The organism is Staphylococcus sp. HMSC071G07 (assembly GCF_001811435.1).
Taxonomy (GTDB): Bacteria; Bacillota; Bacilli; order Staphylococcales; family Staphylococcaceae; genus Staphylococcus; species Staphylococcus pettenkoferi.
In genome coordinates this window covers 541,842-563,999 of sequence record NZ_KV804768.1, presented here as the reverse complement: position 1 = coordinate 563,999, position 22,158 = coordinate 541,842, and the positions used below count along the sequence as shown (strand labels likewise).

Annotated in this window: 18 protein-coding genes and 1 pseudogene; 11 read left to right on the top strand and 8 right to left on the bottom strand. The window is 39.3% G+C overall.

Annotated elements, in window-relative coordinates; translation table 11 throughout:
* Nucleotides 1–333 precede the first annotated feature (333 nt).
* A pseudogene (locus HMPREF2802_RS07065) lies at nt 334–2,382 on the top strand (cation:proton antiporter).
* Nucleotides 2,383–2,913: 531 nt separating this feature from the next.
* On the opposite strand, the gene mntC reads toward HMPREF2802_RS07065, so the two are convergent.
* The 3 genes from mntC to HMPREF2802_RS07050 are packed head-to-tail and all read right to left on the bottom strand — an operon-like array spanning nt 2,914 to nt 5,399.
* Nucleotides 2,914–3,846: a manganese ABC transporter substrate-binding lipoprotein MntC gene (mntC, locus tag HMPREF2802_RS07060; protein WP_070503281.1), complete on the bottom strand. Its 933-nt coding sequence runs from the start codon at nt 3,844–3,846 to the stop codon at nt 2,914–2,916.
* A complete protein-coding gene (locus HMPREF2802_RS07055; RefSeq protein WP_256277932.1) occupies nt 3,843–4,682 on the bottom strand; it encodes a metal ABC transporter permease in 840 nt (279 codons plus the stop codon). Before HMPREF2802_RS07055 ends, mntC begins: the two co-directional genes overlap by 4 nt.
* Nucleotides 4,683–4,691: 9 nt before the next feature.
* Nucleotides 4,692–5,399 carry a metal ABC transporter ATP-binding protein gene (locus HMPREF2802_RS07050; RefSeq protein ID WP_070503279.1) on the bottom strand — a complete coding sequence of 236 codons (708 nt, stop codon included), beginning with the start codon at nt 5,397–5,399 and terminating at the stop codon, nt 4,692–4,694.
* A 120-nt stretch (nt 5,400–5,519) separates the two neighbouring features.
* On the opposite strand from HMPREF2802_RS07050, the gene HMPREF2802_RS07045 reads away from it, so the two are divergent.
* Nucleotides 5,520–6,164, top strand: coding sequence for a metal-dependent transcriptional regulator (locus HMPREF2802_RS07045; protein WP_070503277.1), 645 nt, complete (start codon nt 5,520–5,522; stop codon nt 6,162–6,164).
* A gap of 72 nt (nt 6,165–6,236) precedes the next feature.
* Here the strand turns inward: HMPREF2802_RS07045 and HMPREF2802_RS07040 are convergent, their stop codons facing one another.
* Entirely contained in the window at nt 6,237–6,986 is a 750-nt protein-coding gene (locus HMPREF2802_RS07040) for a M50 family metallopeptidase (RefSeq protein WP_070503275.1), read from the bottom strand.
* Between the two features lie 172 nt (nt 6,987–7,158).
* Here HMPREF2802_RS07040 and tarA point away from each other — a divergent pair, with 172 nt between their 5' ends.
* Nucleotides 7,159–7,908 carry an N-acetylglucosaminyldiphosphoundecaprenol N-acetyl-beta-D-mannosaminyltransferase TarA gene (tarA, locus tag HMPREF2802_RS07035; protein WP_070503272.1) on the top strand — a complete coding sequence of 250 codons (750 nt, stop codon included), beginning with the start codon at nt 7,159–7,161 and terminating at the stop codon, nt 7,906–7,908.
* A 318-nt stretch (nt 7,909–8,226) separates the two neighbouring features.
* Here tarA and HMPREF2802_RS07030 read toward each other — a convergent pair whose 3' ends face one another.
* The 3 genes from HMPREF2802_RS07030 to tagH all read right to left on the bottom strand — a co-directional run bounded on the left by HMPREF2802_RS07030 (nt 8,227) and on the right by tagH (nt 11,195).
* Nucleotides 8,227–9,258, bottom strand: coding sequence for an NAD-dependent formate dehydrogenase (locus HMPREF2802_RS07030; RefSeq protein ID WP_070503270.1), 1,032 nt, complete (start codon nt 9,256–9,258; stop codon nt 8,227–8,229).
* A gap of 268 nt (nt 9,259–9,526) precedes the next feature.
* Entirely contained in the window at nt 9,527–9,877 is a 351-nt protein-coding gene (locus tag HMPREF2802_RS07025) for a Na-translocating system protein MpsC family protein (protein ID WP_049409678.1), read from the bottom strand.
* A gap of 523 nt (nt 9,878–10,400) precedes the next feature.
* Nucleotides 10,401–11,195 (bottom strand): teichoic acids export ABC transporter ATP-binding subunit TagH, encoded by a 795-nt coding sequence (tagH, locus tag HMPREF2802_RS07020; RefSeq protein WP_049408034.1) that lies wholly within the window; start codon nt 11,193–11,195, stop codon nt 10,401–10,403.
* Between the two features lie 375 nt (nt 11,196–11,570).
* On the opposite strand from tagH, the gene HMPREF2802_RS07015 reads away from it, so the two are divergent.
* From HMPREF2802_RS07015 to tagD, 5 genes are all read left to right on the top strand, one after another.
* On the top strand, nt 11,571–12,371 hold the full coding sequence (locus tag HMPREF2802_RS07015) for an ABC transporter permease (RefSeq protein WP_002472609.1): 801 nt from the start codon (nt 11,571–11,573) through the stop codon (nt 12,369–12,371).
* Between the two features lie 104 nt (nt 12,372–12,475).
* Complete coding sequence (locus HMPREF2802_RS07010) at nt 12,476–12,733, top strand: type II toxin-antitoxin system Phd/YefM family antitoxin (RefSeq protein ID WP_070503268.1); 258 nt, start codon at nt 12,476–12,478, stop codon at nt 12,731–12,733.
* 440 nt (nt 12,734–13,173) lie between these two features.
* Nucleotides 13,174–14,268 (top strand): teichoic acid glycerol-phosphate primase TarB, encoded by a 1,095-nt coding sequence (gene tarB / locus HMPREF2802_RS07005; protein WP_070503266.1) that lies wholly within the window; start codon nt 13,174–13,176, stop codon nt 14,266–14,268.
* A complete protein-coding gene (locus tag HMPREF2802_RS07000) occupies nt 14,265–15,323 on the top strand; it encodes a glycosyltransferase family 2 protein (protein ID WP_070503264.1) in 1,059 nt (352 codons plus the stop codon). The genes tarB and HMPREF2802_RS07000 overlap by 4 nt, the downstream gene beginning before the upstream one ends.
* Before the next feature lie 114 nt (nt 15,324–15,437).
* Nucleotides 15,438–15,836, top strand: coding sequence for a glycerol-3-phosphate cytidylyltransferase (tagD, locus tag HMPREF2802_RS06995; RefSeq protein ID WP_002472536.1), 399 nt, complete (start codon nt 15,438–15,440; stop codon nt 15,834–15,836).
* Nucleotides 15,837–16,030: 194 nt separating this feature from the next.
* Here tagD and pbp4 read toward each other — a convergent pair whose 3' ends face one another.
* Nucleotides 16,031–17,317 carry a penicillin-binding protein PBP4 gene (pbp4, locus tag HMPREF2802_RS06990; RefSeq protein WP_040806799.1) on the bottom strand — a complete coding sequence of 429 codons (1,287 nt, stop codon included), beginning with the start codon at nt 17,315–17,317 and terminating at the stop codon, nt 16,031–16,033.
* Between the two features lie 189 nt (nt 17,318–17,506).
* Here pbp4 and HMPREF2802_RS06985 point away from each other — a divergent pair, with 189 nt between their 5' ends.
* The 3 genes from HMPREF2802_RS06985 to HMPREF2802_RS06975 all read left to right on the top strand — a co-directional run bounded on the left by HMPREF2802_RS06985 (nt 17,507) and on the right by HMPREF2802_RS06975 (nt 22,101).
* Nucleotides 17,507–19,225 (top strand): ABC transporter ATP-binding protein, encoded by a 1,719-nt coding sequence (locus HMPREF2802_RS06985; protein ID WP_070503262.1) that lies wholly within the window; start codon nt 17,507–17,509, stop codon nt 19,223–19,225.
* Nucleotides 19,226–19,541: 316 nt separating this feature from the next.
* Nucleotides 19,542–20,768, top strand: coding sequence for a NupC/NupG family nucleoside CNT transporter (locus tag HMPREF2802_RS06980; RefSeq protein ID WP_070503260.1), 1,227 nt, complete (start codon nt 19,542–19,544; stop codon nt 20,766–20,768).
* Between the two features lie 499 nt (nt 20,769–21,267).
* On the top strand, nt 21,268–22,101 hold the full coding sequence (locus HMPREF2802_RS06975) for a YitT family protein (protein WP_049409688.1): 834 nt from the start codon (nt 21,268–21,270) through the stop codon (nt 22,099–22,101).
* Nucleotides 22,102–22,158: the final 57 nt, after the last annotated feature.

The window sequence follows — 22,158 nt, the reverse complement described above, 5'->3', positions numbered from 1 at the left end:
GATCGGCTTTCCTCTCGCTTTGGATTGATAGTGGATAGAACTATATTTAATGGTGCATCACATTTAAATATGCATAAAAATGATGATAAAATATTAAGTGAATGTAATTGTCTGAAATGCTACAGTATTTCTTATCTTAAAGCGTTAAGAATGAATGGTTTCCATCCTTAAAGCGCGTGTCATTAAAGTGATGAGTAGATGACGCGCATCTGTATTTGATGGAATGAGGGGAGCTGACAGATCTCGCTTTAAAAGTTATTAATTATTGAAATATTCTGTGTTTCAACCTCAGCAATTATAAAGAAAAATAGTGAACTGAAAAGAGGTGAAACTTTGCAAATTTTTGAAACGATACTCATATTTTTAGCACTCGTTATCGTGAGCTCACTTGTACATACCTACTTACCAAAGGTGCCACTTGCGTTTATTCAAATTATCTTGGGAATGTTACTTTATCTCACGCCTATTCCAGTTGAATTTCATTTTGATAGCGAGCTGTTCATGTTAACACTCATTGCGCCACTGCTATTCGTAGAAGGGGTACATGTCTCAAGGGTTCATTTAAGACGGTATATCAAACCGGTATTGATGATGGCCTTAGGACTCGTAGTGACTACGGTAATCGTAGTTGGACTATTTGTGCACTGGATTTGGCCAGAACTTCCACTGGCAGCTGCATTCGCACTCGCAGCAATCCTCTGTCCTACCGATGCAGTAGCCGTTCAAGCGATTACCAAAGGCAAAGTCTTACCTAAAGGTGCAATGACGATTCTTGAAGGTTAATCTTTATTAAATGATGCTGCAGGTATCATTTCATTTAAAATATCTGTTGCTGCCTTGATTACTGGTGCATTCTCAATATTCAATGCAGTAGAACAATTTCTCATCTCTTCAATCGGCGGATTTATCATCGGTCTGATTATCGGTGTCGTACTCGTTCGATTTAGAATTACACTGACACACCGGGGTATTGAGAATGTGAACATGTTTACGTTTATCCAGTTGCTGACGCCATTTGTAACATATCTTGTTGCTGAAATGCTACATGCGTCTGGGATCATCGCAGCAGTTGTTGCAGGGCTCGTGCATGGTTTCGAACGTGACCGTATCGCACAAGCACGTACGCAATTGCAGATGAGTTACAACCACACATGGAATATCTTAAGCTATGCGCTCAACGGTTTCGTCTTCTCCATTCTTGGTTTCCTCGTTCCTGAAGTTATCGAGAAGATTGTGAAGTACGAACCACATAACTTACTCTTCTTGATCATCGTCACAGCTTTAATCGCTTTAGCCGTATATCTATTCAGATTCTTATGGGTCTACGTACTCTATCCTTATTTCTATTTGCCAACCAGTCCATTCCAGAAGATTATGGCACAGAATGATGATAACTATAACCCTACAGAAACGCCGCCTAAGCGAAGCATGTACGCTTTTCTTATGACGCTGTGTGGGGTGCATGGTACGATTTCACTTGCTATCGCCTTGACGTTGCCATATGTGTTAGCGGATCATCACAAATTTACGTTCCGGGATGACTTACTCTTTATCGCTTCAGGAATGGTCATCATTAGTTTAGTGATGGCGCAAGTGGTCTTGCCACTGATTACACCGAATGCGAAGAAACCTAAGATTAAAGGTATGAACTTCAAACAAGCGCGTATCTTTATCTTAGAACATGTGATTGATTCATTGAATAAGAAATCAACAGCAGAGTCAAGTTATCGTTATGGTAACGTCATTAAGGAATATCATGATAAATTAGCCTTTTTAAAAACAGTAGAGAATGAAGACGAGAACTCGAAAGAATTGCAGCGTCTTCAAAAACTCGCATTTGATGTTGAGAATGCGACATTAAATAAATTAGTTGAAAATGGCGATATCACGTCCAACGTGCTCGACAACTACTTACGCTATGCAGAACGTACACAAGTCTACAAACAAGCATCGTTAATCCAAAGAATTATCGTGGGAATAAGAGGTTATTTCTTGAAAAAACGTATTCGTAAACGCATGCGTACAAATGCAGCCTCTTCGCTCTCTATCGCGGATAACTTAGTCGAAATTTCTAATGTTATGCGTACGGTGCACTACCATGTTGTGAGTCGTTTGAGTAAAGAAACGACAGAGAACAACAAATTAGAAGTCGGTATGGTCTGTGATGCATATCTCGTGAGAATTGATAACTTAACGCCTGACAACTTCTTTAATCCAAATAATGAGAACTCTATCACGAAGATCAAGCTTGTCGCTCTGAAAGAACAGCGTCGTTTGCTCAGTCAATTGACAGATGAAGATGAAATTAGTGAAGCGACGGCGTTGAAGATTCGAGAAGCGATTAACTACGATGAGATGATTATTGTAGATAGTTTAACTTAAATAATATAAAGAAACACTTTCGCTCTGAAGTCATTGTCGAGATGAGACAGGATGACGGGCGAAAGTGTTTTTATATGGGCATTATAAAAAAGATGACTCCAACGACGGGGGAGGATTTGAACCGTCGTTGGAGTTGAGAGATTATCTAGGCTTGAATACCACCATATCGTACGTCATGTATTAGGAGGGTACGTACGATATGGGACTATTCACCTCAATGAAGAGGTTCATAGCCCGGAATGTTATTACCTTAGGAGAATTATTGACTTAACGTAGCACCTGTTAAAGGGGAGCGGTGTCTACGTTAAGTGGCTGTCAAAGGGGTATTTGACTTATAGTACCATTGCCCCCGCCAACTTTCAGGGTGGAGACTGCAGTTAGCCGGAACAAGGTAATTATATGGCCATCTGCTCAGATCACTACGATGAATGAGCTGACAGGCAGTAGGAGGATATGACTGCCTGCGATTCATCTCTGACTAGTGTTTACAATTCTAAAGTGCTTCAGCCCACTTTACACTTATGTGTAGCCTTATTTCATACTCTTGTGTACTGTGTCGATGTTTGATTTCATCATATTGTAATAAGAGTCACCATCTGTTCCTTTCTTGCCGATAGAGTCTGTATAAACTTTACCGTAAATATCTTTATCTGTTTCTTCGCTAAGACTCTTCATACTCTTCTCATCTACACTTGTTTCGACGAGTAAGTTCTTCACATCGTTGTCTTTAACGAAATGAATAGCTTGTTTCATTTGAGAAGGTGTTCCTTGTTTTTCAGTATTGATTTCCCAAATATAGCCGGCATTGATGTCATATTCTTGCGCGAAGTATTTAAAGGCACCTTCACTGGTAATCATCGTGCGTTGATCTTTTGGTATATCTTTAAATTTCTTGTGACTATCTTTGTTGAGCTTATCTAATTTCTCTTTATATTTGTCGCCTTTATCTTGGTACGTTGATTTGTGATCTTTATCGTATTTCTCTAATGCATTTTGAATACTTGTTACATATTTAATGCCATTGGATAGGCTTAACCAAGCGTGTGGATCACGGTTTGAATCGATGTGTTTAGCACCTTTTAAATAATTCGGTTTCACTTTGTCAGAAACAGAGACGACTGAGTCATCTTTTTCTGATTTGCCTGCTTGATCTAAAGCCTTTTTAAACCAACCATTACCTGTCTCTAAGTTCAGACCGTTATAGAGAATAACGTCTGCATCAGTTAAAGCTTTGATATCTTTCGGCTTCACTTCGTACTCGTGCGGATCTTGCCCAATCGGCACGATACTGTGTACTTCGACATTGTCGCCACCCACTTCTTTCGTCATATCGTACAGGATAGAGTTAGTAGTGACGACTTTGAGTTTATGCTTGCTGTCGTGATGTTGATTCCCTGAACTATTGTTTCCACATGCAGCTAGGAATAAGACTGCTATGAGTAAAAATGTAATAATCTTTCTCATGATACGCTTCCTTTCTTCATTGGTAAATTCAACTTATGGAGCGCGAAGACGACGAGATAAATGATAAATGCACAGATAACAATCGTCGCGCCACTTGGAATGTTGTAAATATAACTGAAATAGAGTCCTACGATTGAACTAACGATACTGATAATGCTTGCCACAATCATCATCGTGTGTAGCTTTTTACAAATTAAAAAAGCAGTTGAAGCGGGTGTAATCAGTAATGCTACAACTAGGATAATCCCTACAGTTTGGATACTTGCTACCGTAACTAATGAAAGCAATAGCATCACGAAATAGTGAATAAATGTCGTATTGAGACCGCTCATACGGCTAAATGTCGCATCGAAAGTTGAAATCTTCAATGGACGGTAGAAGATGATGATGAGCGCGAGTACGACTAAGCTGACAATCAGTGTTGACCAGAATGTCGCGTGTGTGACGGCGAGCAGATTACCGAATAAGATGTGGTACAAATCTGTCGCGCTATGTATCAAGCTAATGATAATCACACCACTGGCTAAGAATGCTGTAAAGCTAATACCAATCGCTGCGTCGGCTTTCGTCTTACTCTTATCAGAGATTAAGCCGATGAAACCACTAGCTAGCATCCCTGTGATGAGTGCGCCGACAAACATTGGAATTTGAAAGACGAATGAAAGTGCAACACCAGGTAAGACAGCGTGACTCATTGCGTCTCCCATCAGTGACAATCCACGTAGGACGATGATACTGCCTACTGTGCCACAAACGATACCTACCACCATGGACATGATGAGTGCACGGTTGAGGAATTGATAATCAAACAAATGTTGAATGAAATCCACGAGTATACTCCTTTCTTATCCGACTTGATTGAGAAATACATCATTGAGTATTTCAGGTTGTGTCGCTTGTTTACTTTCGCCAAAATAGCGTAAATTCTTGTTCAGTAACATGACTCTATCGAAATAGTCCTCAGCTTTAGATAAATCATGATGGACGATCAAGACGAGTTTGTTCTGTAATTTGAGCTGACGAATCTTACGAATGATGAGTTGCTCACTGTGGAAGTCAATTCCCACGAAAGGTTCGTCTAAGAGATAAAGCGAACTGTCTGACATGAGTGCGCGTGCGATAAGCACACGTTGTAATTGCCCACCACTGAGTTGTGACAATTGTCGCTTTCTCAATGTCTCAATTTCTAGTTCTTCTAATAGAGTATTTAACTTCGCTTTCACTTTAGGCGTCACCCATTTGAACCAGCCTAAATCTTGATAACCGCCTGACACTACAACTTCTTCTACATTAATAGGGAAGTCTAAATCAATGTGTGCTTTTTGTGGTATGTAAGTGATGTTCTTCAGTTGTTCCGTTGTTGGCTTGTCGTTCATCTTACTGTGACCAGAAGCCTTGAATTCTCCAATCATGGATTTGATAAGTGAAGATTTGCCTGCTCCGTTAGGTCCCATAATACCGATGATTTCACCATGCAACGGTATTTCAAAGTTAATATTTTGAAGCACATGTTTATTCCCTAAATTTAAATTCAAGTTCTTTACTTCAAGCATATTTAACTCCTTTAATAAAATTTTTAGGTTAACCTAATTTATTTCATAATATACTACGAACTTTTAGCGTGTCAAGTTATTTCGTGATACAATAAGGTGAACACATTGAGAGGTGAAAGCATGCTAACTGAAGAGAAAGAGGACTACTTGAAAGCCATCTTAACGCATCATGGAGACACTGAATATGTGACAAATAAGATGCTATCGCAGTATTTAAATATCAAACCACCTTCAGTCAGTGAAATGTTAAATCGATTAGAAAAATCAAATTATGTCGAAACAAAGCCGTACAAAGGTGTACGTCTGACTGATTCGGGATTAACGTATACATTAGATATCATCAAACGTCATCGTTTAATCGAATTGTTTTTAATCAAAGTGTTGGATTATAATTGGGAAGAAGTGCATCAAGAAGCGGAAATTCTAGAACATCGCGTGTCCCATCTATTTGTGGAACGTTTAGACAAAGTGCTCGACTATCCTAAGACATGTCCACACGGTGGCGTGATTCCACGCGATAATCAATATAAAGAGATTTATACGAAGAATTTAATCGAGTTTGATGAAGGTTCCGTAGTGACGATTGAGAGAGTGAGAGATCGCACTGAATTACTCATCTATCTTTCTAGTAAGGAAATTTCTATTGGAGATACGATTACGATTGAAAGTAAAGATGATACGAATAACGTGATTATCATTAGTAAAGGAGATATTTCTACTATCTTGAGCTATGATAATGCAAAGCATATTTATGTAGAAGAATAAAGCAGGTTACGAGACTGGGCAATTAAGCGCAGATGCAATCTCGTAGCCTGCTTGTTTAAGGTGGAAGATTTGCTAAGTGATAGTTAAACTATTCCACACCGTATATAGTGTATAAAGATTAATGACAATCCATAGCGCACTGAAACCTATGACGGGTAGATGTGTGAGATCGCGCAATGCACTGCCATCCCATTCCGTGACACGTGGATTAAAGGTTAAACGTAGTATAGTCCATGATGATTGAACCACTTCACCAAGTAGCACGCCAAGAATATAGTGGATAATCACACTAATAAGCTGGCTAGTAAGTAAATCTTGATGGTATTGAAAGATGAAATATAATAATCCAGCCAGTATAATGAGGATGATAAGTGGCATCACTTTTCTTGAAGTTAAGATCAGAAAGTAGATAAAGATTAGAATATACGCACCTACGAATAAACTCGCGTAATTATGTTGAATCGTCAGTACGCCAATATATAGCATAAGAGGTGGCATGATGTAACCACCAAGCGTCGTGATGATTTGGCTCAAGCGTGAGGCGGAACTTGTTATTGCATAGCCTTGTTGCATCGTTTGTTCACGTTCAGTAGGCGAAACGACGATGACGAGATCTTTGGCACGACCACCACTGATTTTATTTAAAAGAATATGCCCGAACTCATGCGTTAGCACAGGAATATAATTCAGACATACATCCACGAATCGGAGTACTGAATGGGCGCGATACTGATGCGCAAGGATATAACATATAGCGATGCCGATGAGGATATAAAGTTGTAAATCGATGTGGCTCGTGAGTAGAACATTAAGTTGTTGCATCATTTGACCCTTTCATTGTATAAAATACATAACTCTATTATATGCTATTTATAATCAAATGACATTGCGACTTTGGTAGGATGACGTAAAAGTACCATTCAAGGTTGAATGAAAGGGAAATGTCGTTTGAAACGAGATTATAATCTTAAGCAGGCTTTAAGGAGATACAAATATGATGAATCGTAATCAAGACCAACGCGTCAACGTATTGGGATTACACTTTGATAATGTGACGATGACACAAATGAAAGAGAATATCATACATTTTATGAGTAATAACAACAAGGATAACCTCTTCATCGTTACTGCCAATCCAGAAATTGCAAACTATGCGACGCAACACCCTCAATATCAACAGCTCGTTAATCGTGCGGATTACGTGGTGCCGGATGGTACGGGCATCGTGATGGGCGCAAAGATGTTGAAGACGCCGTTGCAAGAGCGTGTACCTGGAATCGAGCTAATGGAAACGTGTATTCAAATAGCTAATGAGAAGCAACAGCGCGTGTATTTGCTTGGTTCGAAACCTGAGATTGTAGACTTAGCTGAGCAGCAATTGCAAGCCCAATACCCATATGTGAACTTTGCTTCTCATCATGGTTATATCGATGTTCATGATCAAAGCATCGCTGACGAGATTGCCGCATTTGACCCTGACTATTTATTTGTAGGGATGGGATACCCGCGTCAGGAAGAGTGGCTTCAACGGTACGCGCAGCATTTTACTCATACAGTGATGATGGGGGTCGGTGGCTCGCTTGAGGTGTTTAGCGGTACTAAGAAGCGGGCACCGAAGTTGTTTCGCAAGCTCAATCTGGAATGGGTGTATCGTCTGTTGATTGATTGGAAACGGATTGGCCGTGTTAAAAATGTTCCAATCTTTCTGTACAAAGTATTGAAGCAGAAGCTAGGGCGAAAGTAGGCGCCTTATACAGATGAAGTTTCTAACATTGAACTCATCGTACTGTTCAACATATGAAAAGCATACGTAAATAATAACAAAGATAGAAAAAGCCGTTCCACGTCGATGATGGAACGGCTTTTTGAGGATAGATATCTTATCTTTATCATTATCTTGTTAAGGCGATGAAATATGTCCCGATATAGTTCGTCGCCTTAATATTATGATTCAAAGGGGAAAGGATATGTGAACTTGTATTTAATATGAGCTGCTCTCATATTTGTTTTAGGTCAAAGGTTAAATTGAACTGAAACTAACGAATCAGTGTCTCATTTCATCTTAATTATTTTTAGCATTGTAACTTGCACTAGAGATACGACCGCCAGAAACGATCACGTCTTTGTCTTGGAAAGGTTTGTCGTTGAAGAAGCGGTCTAAGATGTCTTTCACACCGTCTTCAATGCGTTTTTGAGCCTCTAAAGTCATTCCGGAATAGTGGACTGTCATCGCGTTACGAGGCATCGTTCTCCATGGGTGATCTGCTGGTGCAGGTTGTGGATACCAAACGTCACCAGCATAACCTTGAATGTGTTTATCTTCGAGCGCTTTCACAAGTGCGTCTGTATTCACAATTTTACCTCTCGCAGTGTTGACTAAGAAACTGCCATCTTTCATCTTCGCTAAGACATCGCTGTCGAAGAGGTTATCTGTCTCAGGTGTAAGTGGTGCATGGATAGTAATGGCGTCACTTGTCTTCACGAGCTCGTCGAATTTCACAAATTTAGAATGTTCGTTGTCTTTCTGATTGATTGGATCATAGTGTTGAATCGTTACATTGAAAGGTGCAAGACGTTCAGCTACGAGTTGACCGATACGGCCGAAACCGAAGATACCGATTGTCTTGTGTTGAAGTTCGTAAGCATCGTTGCCGATTTGAGATAGGTTCCATTCGCCTTCTTTAGATTGACGGTGACCTTCTTCATAGTTGCGGAGTAAGATGAGTAAGTCCATCACAGCATGTTCAGCGACACTCACCGTATTGCTTCCAGTCACTTCGACTACGCTGATATTGTGTTTACTTGCTGCGTCTAAGTCCACATGGTCAGAACCTACGCCTGCTGTGATTGCGAGTTTCAAGTTAGGTGCTTTCTCGATGCGTTCTTTCGTCATATAAGCAGGGTAGAATGGTGCACTAATTACGACTTCCATATCTTCGAGATGTTTGTCTAAATCCTCTTTACCATCTTTCAAGATAACGAGTTCATGTCCTTTGTCTTGTAAAAATGATTTCAATCCAATTGCTTTATCTGTGTTGAGCAATTGATTGTCTTGTCCTTCTACAGCTTCAGGGAATAATGCTACGATTTTCATAGTATAAACACTCCTAGTAAAATGATGATGATTCGGCGTGAATGCAAGAGTTACGTTTGGGCGTCAATATGGTTTTTCTGCAAACCAAAAAAGTACCTGGACTAATTTGGCATACCACCTCCTTGAATGGGTTAGAGTTAAGTTAACTCTTATCAAAGAGGGAGTAGTCAAACAGCACCAGGTACTTTGTAACCAATCCCTATACTATGAAGTTATATGAAATTCTCTATTTATTTATATTGTGCATCGCTCTTAAAGCGATAACGAATTATTCTTCAATATTGCGATCAAAGACGAAGATGGATACGACTTCGTCATCTTGTAAATTAACGTCAGTGAAAAGTTTCAAAAATTTAGCACCGACTAATTCCTCCATCTCAACGGGAGGATTATCGCGATACAAATCCTTTACTTCTTCAGTACGTCCATGTTTCAGCATACGACGGTAAGCATCGTTTCTCAAATAAAATGTTTCAACTTTGCTTAAGCTGCCTGTCATATGCACGATAGCCCAATTGTCTTTAAAGAAGACTGAAATATGTTCAGGCCCTTTGCCAATATGCGCTTTACGATATTTGCGCACGAGGTTAGCGAATGTCTGAGCTTTGCTTGCAGCGATAAAGCATCACCTCGTTGTGTAAAATATAGAGCGTGATGTAAATGAGAAACATTCTCAAATACGACTCAATTATTATAATAATACGTTAGTGTGAAAAAGGAAAGTATTTTGTTCACAAAGTTGAAGAAATTGGGTGAGAATTAAGGGTTTAGTTTATAAGGAAAAAGGGTTAAAGAAGGGGGCTTTTCTTGTATGAAAAATAAGGGAGTGAGACAGAAATCTACTCGATTTCGTAGTCTCACCCCCGCACGGCTGACTCGTATTTGAGAAAGCGCGAGCTATCTCAAGTACAGACAGCTACTGCGACAAGCATAGGTTAATATCTTCATCACCAATTAGTTCTCTCTAAATGAGATGACTTCATATCTATTGCTTGTTCTTATTATAATTTTTAATTATTTCTCAGACTGTTTACTCTTATTCACGTAGGAGAGGTCTAATGTTGAAAGAACTATCACTGCTATAAACACTCTTTCTGATTGCAGGAACAGATCATCACAACTACAGATTTCTGTCTCACTCTCTATTTCACTACGAAGCGTGAATCGTTAAGTTGGTCTTTATACGCTTTTTGATCTTTTTTAGATAATTTTTTGAAGTCCTTTAAGAATTTCTCGTATTGCGGTAAGACGTCATCTAAATCGCCATATTCGCGAAGAACGCCGCCTTCAATCCAAGCAATCTTCGTGCAGAATTGACGTACTTGGCTCATATTATGGCTGACGAAGAAGATCGTTTTATTTTGCTTTTTATATTCGTAAATTTTATCTAAACACTTTTGGGCAAAGGTTTGGTCTCCGACAGATAGTGCTTCGTCAATAACGAGAATATCTGGGTTCGTCGTAATATTAATAGAGAAACCGAGTTTCGAACGCATCCCACTGGAATATTTTTTAACCGGTTGGTAGATAAATTCGCCTAACTCACTAAACTCGATGATTTCAGGCGTTAAGTCTTTAATCTGCTTACGCGTGAAGCCCATGCAAAGCATCTTGAACTCGATGTTTTCAAGACCTGTTAGTTGATTGTTGAGGCCCGCGTTAATCGCAATCACGCTGACTTCGCCATTGCGCTTAATCTTACCATGGGTCGGCATCAATGAGCCACCAATCATATTACTTAACGTAGACTTACCAGAGCCGTTGATACCTACGAGCCCAATGACATCACCTTCATAGGCAGTAAGAGAGAGGTCGTTCAGCGCGTAGAATGTCTTATTCTTATGTTTAGGAATGAGGGCATCTTTCATACGTTCTTTATTATTACGGTAAATACGATACTCTTTGGAGACATGGTCTATAGTAACCGAAACGTTCATAATATTGTCCTTCCTTAGTTCTGATTAATACAATTATATAGTATATAATGAAGGTTGTTAAATGTATTCATCTTACGAGACGTTAATTTGTTACAAATTGTTCTACTGTGGTGAATTTGTACTGTTATGGCTTTACGGTAGAGAAGTGGTTTTACTTTTACGGAAAATAATTTACGTTATGAATGATAGATTGTTAAAATAAGAATGATATTGTGAGAAATTTAGCGTATAAGTTGCTATAATAAAAAGTTGTAATTGAACTAATGAAATATTCATTTCACGATCATGAGGGGATAAACATATTATGATTTCATGATGTGGCGTGCAAAAATAAAAAATGATTAGTGAAAACATTTGAAAGTGTGGTTTATTCTTATGAAAGCAGTGTGGGTAGTATTACAAGAACATCTCAAGAATTTCTACCTCATCAACCGACTCTCGCAGTTCCAGGTTAAGATTTCGAATAAAAATAACTACCTTGGTATCGCTTGGGAACTCATCAACCCTGCCCTTCAAATCGCTGTCTATTGGTTCGTCTTCGGACTCGGTTTTAGACAAGGACATGCGCAAGAAGGGGTACCATTTATCTTCTGGTTACTTGCGGGGATTAACATGTGGTTCTTCGTTAACCAAGGCATCTTAGAGGGAACGAAATCCATCGCGATGAAATATAATCAAGTCGCAAAGATGAACTTCCCGTTGTCAATTATCCCAACGTATATTGTTTCCAGTAGATTCTACGGCCATCTCGCTTTGCTGGCCATCGTAATGATACTATGTGCAATTGGTGGATATTATCCGAACCTCTATACATTACAGTTATTATTCTTTGTGCCACTATCGCTCGTTCTGACAACGACGATTGCACTCTTCACCTCCACACTCGGGGTGATCGTACGAGATACGCAACAAATTATACAAGCGATTATGCGTCTCGTATTCTTTGCATCGAACATTATTATTAACTTGCCAGAGGGTATCGTACTCGATATCATTAAATTCAATCCAATTTATTTCTTAGCAGAAGGATATCGTGCGGCACTGTTGCATCATCAATGGTACTTTATCGACCACTGGCATCTCACATTGTATAACTTTGGGGTTATCATTGTCTTATTTGTTCTCGGATCTATACTACATATGAAATATCGAGATCACTTTGCAGACTTTATGTAATTGAACTATCCTTTGTCGGAGTCACATCTGGCAAAGGATTTTTCTTGTAAAATTAGTTATATTTAACATAAATATTATTAATAACTGTGAGGTGACACAAGGACATGTATAGAGTATCCCCTACTAAAGCGAGAGAGGAATTTTATGATTTACTCAAATTTGTGAACCATCACTCTGAACCTGTAGTTATAAGAAGTAATAATAATGAAGACAATGCAGTAATCATGAGCTTAAAAGAATGGGAAAGCATTAAAGAAACATTGTATTTACATGCCACTGGGACTATAGACATCATAAATGAACGAGAAAAAGATCAAAGTCCATATATTGATGTCGACGACATTGACTGGGACAAACTGTAATGTCTCGTTATCAAGTAAAAATAAAAAATTCCGCTCAGAAAGATTTAAAAAAGTTGAAGCACTCTCATTTAAAAAGTGCGTTCCTTAACATTGTCGAGGAATTAAAAGTTAATCCCTATTCACCAAAGCACTCATTCAAATTACTACAGCCGCCACATTTACGTCGTTATTTTAGATGAAATTATGAAATATTAATAGGTAGTTAGATAAGAGGTTGAATGAAACACTATTAAAATAATTTGTATCTCAATTTTCAATGTCGACTCGAGACGCATGATGGAACTAGACCACAACGAAAATCCATTCTTTCAGCCTGGTCACATTATGAATAAATGATTGTCCTTTGTCGGAATCACATCTGGCAAAGGATTTTTCTATAATTTTAAGTGTGTTAAAGCTATAATATAGACGAATCAGTTTATAGAATTGGCGGTGAAACTTTGCGTATTATTATTAAAAAGATTTATCTCTTGATGATTTCTATTCTTAATTTTATTTTTAAAGGTAAAAAGGTAAACGACCGACATATCGTCGTAATGATGACCTTCTCTGAAGATGTGCTACCCATTTTACAACAGCTCGATGAAAAAGGGTACCAACTCACAGTCATCGCACAGGAAAAAGACCGCGAGACATTAAATAACTTACAAAATGTCACATGGGTACCGTCTGGAAATAAATATGTGATGCAACAAATTAAAGCGTTGAGTACGGCAAAAGTCATCATTATCGATACATATTACCTCATGTTAGGTAGTTTCAATAAAAAAGAAGGCCAAACGGTCATTCAAACATGGCATGCGGCGGGTGCGTTGAAGAACTTCGGCTTCACAGACCATCAAGTGGACTTGCAGAATACAAAGATGGTGGAACAGTACAAGCAAGTGTATGATGCGACGGATAAGTATCTTGTAGGTGGCAATCCGATGATTCAATGCTTTGAAGCGGCCTTTGGTACGACGAGTGATCAGTTTGTTAAAACGGGTCTGCCACGGCTTGCTTACTATAAACAATTCGATGCCAAAGCGCGTCAAAAGGAACTTAAACGAGAACTCGGTATCCATAAGAAAGTAGCAGTTTATCTTCCAACCTATCGTGAGCATAAAAAGCAAAATCGAGAAATCAATACACAGGCGTTTGAAGAATTGTTACCGAACTATATTCTACTTAATAAATTACATCCTGCTGTAGCTGACACCCATCAAAGTCAATTAGACATTCAAACGTTGATTCTCTTGGCGGATGTGATTATTACGGATTATAGTTCCTTAGCGATTGAAGCGAGTATTATCAATAAACCGATACTCTTTTACGTTTATGATGAACAAGAATATGAACGAGATCGTGGCTTGAACATGTACTACAAAGCCATTCCAGACAAGTTTAAAGCGTATAGTGAAGGTGAATTATTGAATAAGATAGTCTCAGAGAAGACACCATGGACGGCGCTCTTTGAGGAGTGGCATGAGTATACAACAGCAGATTCAATTGATAAAGTGACTAATTATATTGAAGAATTGATGGTGAAAAAGTGAAATTATCTATAATCATTCCTGTATATAATGCAGAACGTACTATTGAACGTGCCATACGATCGATCGATACGAAAGCGACACACGAAATTATCTGTGTGAATGATGGCTCAACAGATGGCTCTTTAGATGTCTTGAAAAGTTTAGCGCGAGAACGCTCTGACATCAATATTATTGACCAAGCGAATCAAGGCGCTGCAGTCGCCCGCAACAAAGGTCTTGAAGCGATGACAGGCGACGCATTTATGTTTCTAGATGCCGATGACGAATTTTTAGCAGGACGCATCGATTTTATGTTGAAGTATTATCAAGCGAACGAGGACGTGGAAATCGTCGTAGGGCAACTAGCACGAGAGGAACATGGAACGTGGGTACCGATTGCTACACATGAAAGCATTAGACGTGAGGCGCTAGTGAATTTACAATCTTGTCCCGAAATCATGCAGTCGATAGGTCCAGGCGCGAAGATGTTTAGTGCACGTTTTAAAGATTTACGTTTCGATACGGATGTGACGTTCTGCGAAGAACATACGTTTATCATTCAAGCCTATAATCAAGCGCGGGACATTCAACTCATTCCTACACTTATTTATGGTTACAATACAGAGGCTGAATCTGTCACTGCTTTAAGGGTAGAGCGTTTTACTGCATATCTCGCTGATGCGGAAAAGGTCCGGCAACGCGTGATGCGTAAGCTGCTACTCAGAGAAGAACGTGAATATTATAGCTATCGTATGGATGACTTGATCGTAAGTTATTTGATTCAGAACTATTTAACAGAACATCCTCAATTAACTTCTGAGCTCATTGACCAAGTCATCGCGTATTTAAGAGAAATGCAAGAAACTGATCGCTCTAGTGAAGCGTTCTTCAGAATCATTGAGGCAGTGGAACAAGCCGGCCGAGGTTGGACGAAAGAGATTTATCAACCATGGCGTTCAGCACTTGTTCAGATGGGTGTGGGTCGCCCACCGTATTACATTTTTAAAGTCAAAGTCTTACCGAAACGTACGAAATTCTCGTCTAAACAACGTTTGAAACGTGTGCTTAGACGCTAAACTGTTGTGTGATTGACAGAAATTCACTTCTTTCTGTCTAATGATAATATAATTATCATAACTGAATGTAACGTGTTATAATTTAACCACTAAAAAGGCAGAAGGAGTGAAAGTATGAGACGTGTTATTACATATGGTACATACGATTTATTACATTATGGCCATATCGAACTATTGCGTCGTGCGCGTGAGATGGGAGATTACCTTATCGTCGCGCTCTCAACGGATGAATTCAACCGTATTAAACACAAGAAATCATATTACAACTTTGAACAACGTAAGATGATGTTGGAATCGATTCGTTACGTTGATCTTGTCATCCCGGAAGATGGTTGGGGACAAAAAGAGAAAGACGTTGATCGTTACGAAGTAGATACTTTCGTCATGGGTCACGATTGGGAAGGCGAATTCGACTTCTTGAAAGATAAATGTGACGTTATCTACTTAAAACGCACAGAAGGTATTTCAACGACTCAAATCAAACGTGAACTTTACGGTGACGATGCAACTTAATGACTATGTATTATAGAGAATTGTAACTGGAAAAAGGTAGGAAAGCCATTCGGTTCCTACTATAGTAAAGAAAGCCCTAGTCGGTGTTGAAACGAGCGAATCAACATCTACTAGGGCTCTTTTAATGCTTAAGCGTATGCGCAGTGAACTCTGTATTATAGGTTCGAGTCTGCACAATCCCCCGCATATTTAGATTATTTACGTTTTTTCACAGCTTCAATAATTAAATAAACAACAATGGCTAAGGCAGCTATGATGAGGATAAATCCTAACGCTGTAAGTAATGGATGTGTTTCCCAAGATGACTTTGCGACAGTTGTAGCTTCGTGTAGTACAGGTTTTTTCGCTTTCACACTTGGTGGACCATAACTTTTATCAATAAATTCACGTTGATAATCAAGATGAACTTGGCCATCTTTGACGACAAAGTTGTAGTCCTTCGCTTTCATATCTTTCGGTACCACATCGTATAGGTCTTTGGCAATGTAGTACGTCTTACCATCAATATCGTGCTTACCTTTCTTGAGCACTTTCTTGTATTGATAGTTATCGTAAGACTGTTCCATCATCGCGTTACCCATCATATTTCGCTGTTTCTCGCCACCAAGATTTACATAATCGCCGGCACCCATAATCGTTTGAACGATGCGTAAGCCGTCACGTTTCGTTGACAAGGTGTGGTTGTAGTCTGCTACATCACTTGAACCTGTCTTCAGTCCGTCTGTTCCTTTCAGACTCATATCTGCGCCATCAAGTGAGTGATTTAAAGTATAGTAAGTGACGTTATGTTGGGTCGGTGCGAGTTGTTTAGTAAAATGCAGTAATTTCGGTGTATCTTTAACGACGTGGAGCGATAACAATTCGAAGTCTTTAGCAGTGGAAGTACTGTTTTCTTCGTTCTTATACTTTTTAGGTGCAAAGTCTTTTAATTGATTATTCTCAGCACCCGTAGGATTGACGAAGTGTGTATGTTTCATACCTAAATCTTTCGCTTTATGATTCATTTCGTCTGTAAAGTCTGATACACTACCGGATACCTCTTTAGCTAGAATCAACGCAGCTGCGTTACTTGAAGCTGACACAGTAATTTGAAGTAGTTCTCGAATGGTATAGGTTTCGCCTGGATAAAGTTTGGTGTTGCTGAGTTCCGGGAGGGTCGACATACGATAGTGATCATCAGTAATCTTTACTTTATCGTCGAGTGAAAGTTTACCTTTCTGTACAGCTTCCATAGTTAGATACATCGTCATGAGTTTCGTCATTGAAGCGGGGTACCATTTTTTATCCCAATTGTACTTATAGAGGACTTGACCATTTTGGGCGACATTAGCTGCGCCTTCAGGTTCATAGGCGGAGGTGACGTTATTGTAACCGTACTGATTTGCGATTTGGGAAGGGGAAACTGTTTCCGCGTGTGCAAAAGGTGTTATAATTGAAACAACGAAGAGTACAGTTACAATCGCGCATATAAATTTTTTCATAATCAACATTCCTTCTTACTAACCTATAAATTTGCAATAGCAATATTTTAGCACATGTGTAGACTAAATTAAAATATTGCCACTGCTGAATCCATCATACTTTGGACTGATGAAGAGGTTAGACTGAGGGTTGTCTTCCTTCAGTGTGAAGGACTACTAAATCTTAAACTTATCAACGAGGTACATACTATGAAACAAGGAAATCCATTGTTCTTCTTATTTCGTAAACTCAACTGGCCCGTGGGCTTAATTATTGCCGCGATACTGATCTCCTCTCTAGGGAGTTTAACTGGGTTAGTCGTTCCGGCTTTTACCGGCCAGATGGTAGATAAATTCTCACTTGATTCTATCAATCCTATGTTTATTGTGCTATTCGCAGGCATCTTTATTCTCAATGCAGTGTTAAGTGGTTTAGGTCTTTACCTATTGAGTAAAATTGGTGAGAAACTTATCTTTGCGATTCGTTCTATATTATGGAAGCACATCATCCAATTGAAGATGCCGTTTTTCGATCAGAATGAAAGTGGACAACTCATGAGCCGTTTGACAGATGATACGAAAGTCATCAATGAATTCGTCTCACAGAAGTTGCCTGAATTATTTCCATCCGCTATCACAATCGTCGGCTCACTTGTGATGTTGTTCGTGATGGATTGGCAGATGACGTTACTTACTTTTATCACTATACCGATCCTCATCATGATTATGATTCCTTTAGGGAAAGTCATGCAGAGAATTTCAACTTCAACACAAACGGAGATCGCCAATTTCAGTGGTCTCCTTGGACGTGTGTTGACAGAAATGCGTTTGGTCAAAGTATCCAATACAGAACAGTTAGAGCTGAACAAAGCGCATAAGAACTTAAACGAGATTTACCGTTTAGGTCTGAAACAAGCGAAGATTACTGCCGTGATTCAACCGATCTCTGGTGTAGTGATGCTGTTGACGATTGCGATTATTCTCGGATTCGGTGCGTTGCGTATTTCTTCTGGCGCGATGACAGCAGGAACATTGATTGCGATGATCTTCTACGTCATTCAACTGTCTATGCCGCTCGTTAATTTGACGACATTAGCGACAGATTATCGCAAAGCAGTCGGTGCAAGTAGTCGTATTCATGAGATTATGAACGAGCCTTTAGAAGATATCGAGCAAGAGATTCATAAGCCAATTCAAGACGGTACGTTAAGCTTTCAACACGTCGACTTTAAATATGACGTGAAGCCGATTCTTGAAGATGTGTCATTTGATATTCAACCAGGTACGGTCACTGCCTTTGTAGGTCCGTCAGGTTCAGGTAAAAGTACCATCTTCAACATTATTGAGCGCATGTATGACATTGAACGTGGTGATATCAGCTACGGTGCGCAGTCGATCTATGATATTCCACTTGCGCAATGGCGTAACAAGATTGGTTACGTCATGCAGTCCAATTCAATGATGAATGGTACGATTCGTGACAACTTGCTTTATGGTATCAACAGAGAAGTTAGCGATGAAGAGCTGATTAATTATGCTAAATTAGCGAACTGTCATGAGTTTATCCAAGAATTTGAAGACGGCTACGATACTGTAGTAGGTGAGCGTGGGCTCAAGCTATCAGGGGGACAACGTCAGCGTATTGACATTGCTCGTAGTTTCGTGAAGAACCCAGACATCCTATTGTTAGATGAAGCCACTGCAAACTTGGATAGTGAAAGTGAACGTAAGATCCAAGAAGCGCTTGAATCCTTGATGGAGAATCGTACTACTGTTGTTATCGCTCACCGTTTATCTACGATTAAGAAAGCAGAACAGATCATCTTTATAGATGGCGGTCATGTGACAGGTAAAGGTACACACCAAGGACTCATGGCTGAACATCAGAAATATCAAGAGTTTGTGCATACACAGAATTTAAGTGATTAATAGGATAATCGCTTATACCATGTACAATACTTCCAGCCACTAGCAAGGTCTTTGACTTTGTTGGTGGCATTTTTAAATTATATATTTCAAGGTGAGAGTACCTTTCGACATCGTAAATAACCGTACGGTAACCCTTTTATAACGAAAAAATAGAGCAAAAAGTCGAAGTATAACCAATGAATGTCATCTAATTGTTATTTCTTGACCTTTCTGCGCATGGTATAATGATTCTTGTAATATCATGTTTTTAACAGTCAATAGTTCATTTTTACTATACATATCAACGACTTTTACAAATCTGAGAGGTGTGTTCAGCGTGTATTTATTAATTAATATCATCGGTTTAATCGTCTTTCTTGCTATAGCCGTTCTGTTTTCAAGAAAGCGACGAGATATTCAATGGAAATCTGTCGCTATTCTCGTCGTTCTCAACGTATTCTTAGCGTGGTTCTTTATATACTTTCCATGGGGAAGAGCAGTTGTTAAAGGCTTAGCGAACGGTATCGCCTGGGTCATTGAATCAGCTCACCATGGTACCGGCTTTGCATTCAACAGTTTCGTAGGCGATCAGATGGATATGGCTATCAGTGCCTTGTTCCCAATTCTGCTCGTCGTACCTTTATTTGATATTCTCATGTATTTCAATATTCTGCCTCGTGTCATCGGTGCCATCGGTTGGTTACTTGCGAAAGTGACACGTCAACCTCGATTTGAATCGTTCTTCGGTATCGAAATGATGTTTCTGGGCAATACAGAAGCGCTTGCTGTCTCCAGTGAGCAGTTAAAACGCATGAATGAAGCACGTGTCTTAACTGTCGCGATGATGTCGATGAGTTCAGTGTCTGGTGCTATCGTAGGTGCTTACGTCACTATGGTGCCTGGTGATCTCGTGCTTACAGCGATTCCGCTCAATATTATTAATGCGATAATCGTGGCATCGATATTGAACCCTGTGTCAGTGAAAGAACAAGAAGACATCATTTATAGCATTCGTAACGAAGAAGTAGAGCGTCAGCCATTCTTCTCATTCTTAGGCGACTCGGTATTAAATGCAGGTAAATTGATACTTATTATTATCGCGTTTGTCATCAGTTTCGTGGCACTCTCAGATTTAATCGATCGTTTCATTCATCTTATTACAGGTCTTATTGCGCATGGCATGCATTGGAAAGGCAGCTTTGGTTTAGACCAAATTCTCGGCGTCTTTATGTATCCATTCGCGCTACTATTAGGTTTACCGTTTGATGAAGCATGGCTCGTTGCACAACAGATGGCGAAGAAGATTGTTACAAATGAGTTTGTCGTAATGGGTAGTATCAAAGATCAAGTGAATAGTTATTCGCCGCACCACCGTGCAGTGATTACGACATTCTTAATTTCATTCGCGAACTTCTCGACGATTGGTATGATTGTCGGTACGTTGAAAGGGATAGTTGACCAACGTACGACGGACTTTGTATCTAAATATGTTCCGATGATGTTACTTGCAGGTATTCTCGTTTCCCTAATGACTGCAGGCTTTGTTGGCCTCTTCGCTTGGTAAAATGATTAAATTTATAGCCTTAATATGGGACTTATTTGCTTCCATATTAGGGCTTTTTTAATGCGCGTAAGTTCGTTTAAAACCCCCATACAAAAAGCCAAGTCATATGTAAGTGGTGTCGACCTACACTAGACTTGGCTTTACGGGAAATGAATTTGAGTATACAACAAGCAAGGACTAGTACTTGTGTATACATCGAGCAAAAATTTGTTTTGTTACTATAAACAACACAAAGGAGATGGCTTCTTGCTGTTTCCAACAAGAAGATGAAACTAATTATAGCAAACACAACGCTATAAGTAAATAGAAAATTCAGAAAGTTAACAACTGTAAGTTATTTCTAACTACGCTGAGTTACCGACAAATAAGGGATCAATCTACTACAAATTAACACAAAATTAGCACGATTATTCCTTGAACTCCACTTCATAGTGTTGTAGTTAGCCTTAATATTTGCTACTATGCTAATGATTAACAATTTTTAAAGGAGGTTGCGAGGATGAACAAGACAATTAGAGATATTATACTCGTCATTATTGGTTCCTTTATATTCTCAGCTGGCGTTAATACATTTATCATATCAGGTCAATTAGGTGAAGGCGGCGTAACCGGTCTCGCCATCACGCTCTACTATGCGTTTCATATTTCACCTGCCATTTCTAACTTTGTATTAAACGCGATTCTTCTCGTTGTAGGATTTAAATATTTAAGCAGACGTAATACGTATTTAACCATTCTCGCAACAGTGTTAATGTCCATCTTTTTAAAATTAACTGAGAGCTGGCATGTAGAAACGGGTAACATCATCATCAATGCAATCTTCGGTGGTTCATGTGTCGGCCTCGGTATCGGAATCATCGTCATTGCAGGTGGGACATCTGGTGGAACGACGATCTTAGCGCGTATCGTTTCTAAGTATACAGAATTCAATACAGCATATGCGTTATTATTCTTTGACTTAATCGTTGTGCTCATCTCACTCACAGAAATTCCGATTGCGAAAGCACTCGTAACGGTTGTTTCATTATACATCGGTACGAAAGTGATGGACTTCGTTATTGAAGGTCTCAATACGAAGAAAGCGATGACAATTATTTCTAGTAAACCGGACGAGGTTGCCAAAGTGATTGATACGGAAGTGGGTCGTGGTTTAACGATCTTAAATGGTCGCGGTTACTTCTCTAAACAAGAGAAAGATATTCTGTATGTCGTGATTACGAAGACGCAAATTAGTAAGGCGAAGCGTTTGATTCGTCAAACAGACCAAGATGCTTTCTTAGTTATTCACGATGTACGTGATGTTTATGGTAATGGTTTCTTAATGGAAGATTAATATTTGAAAGAAGATTAAGCTGCCGAACGGCTATAACGCCGTTTGAGCAGCTTTTTT

Excerpts from the sequence above, each read along its gene's own strand:
- mntC (WP_070503281.1), bottom strand. The coding sequence starts at position 3,846 with ATGAGAAAGATTATTACATTTTTACTCATAGCAGTCTTATTCCTAGCT.
- HMPREF2802_RS07050 (WP_070503279.1), bottom strand. The coding sequence starts at position 5,399 with ATGCTTGAAGTAAAGAACTTGAATTTAAATTTAGGGAATAAACATGTG.
- HMPREF2802_RS07045 (WP_070503277.1), top strand. The coding sequence starts at position 5,520 with ATGCTAACTGAAGAGAAAGAGGACTACTTGAAAGCCATCTTAACGCAT.
- HMPREF2802_RS07040 (WP_070503275.1), bottom strand. The coding sequence starts at position 6,986 with ATGCAACAACTTAATGTTCTACTCACGAGCCACATCGATTTACAACTT.
- tarA (WP_070503272.1), top strand. The coding sequence starts at position 7,159 with ATGATGAATCGTAATCAAGACCAACGCGTCAACGTATTGGGATTACAC.
- HMPREF2802_RS07030 (WP_070503270.1), bottom strand. The coding sequence starts at position 9,258 with ATGAAAATCGTAGCATTATTCCCTGAAGCTGTAGAAGGACAAGACAAT.
- tagH (WP_049408034.1), bottom strand. The coding sequence starts at position 11,195 with ATGAACGTTTCGGTTACTATAGACCATGTCTCCAAAGAGTATCGTATT.
- HMPREF2802_RS07015 (WP_002472609.1), top strand. The coding sequence starts at position 11,571 with ATGAAAGCAGTGTGGGTAGTATTACAAGAACATCTCAAGAATTTCTAC.
- HMPREF2802_RS07010 (WP_070503268.1), top strand. The coding sequence starts at position 12,476 with ATGTATAGAGTATCCCCTACTAAAGCGAGAGAGGAATTTTATGATTTA.
- tagD (WP_002472536.1), top strand. The coding sequence starts at position 15,438 with ATGAGACGTGTTATTACATATGGTACATACGATTTATTACATTATGGC.
- pbp4 (WP_040806799.1), bottom strand. The coding sequence starts at position 17,317 with ATGAAAAAATTTATATGCGCGATTGTAACTGTACTCTTCGTTGTTTCA.
- HMPREF2802_RS06985 (WP_070503262.1), top strand. The coding sequence starts at position 17,507 with ATGAAACAAGGAAATCCATTGTTCTTCTTATTTCGTAAACTCAACTGG.
- HMPREF2802_RS06975 (WP_049409688.1), top strand. The coding sequence starts at position 21,268 with ATGAACAAGACAATTAGAGATATTATACTCGTCATTATTGGTTCCTTT.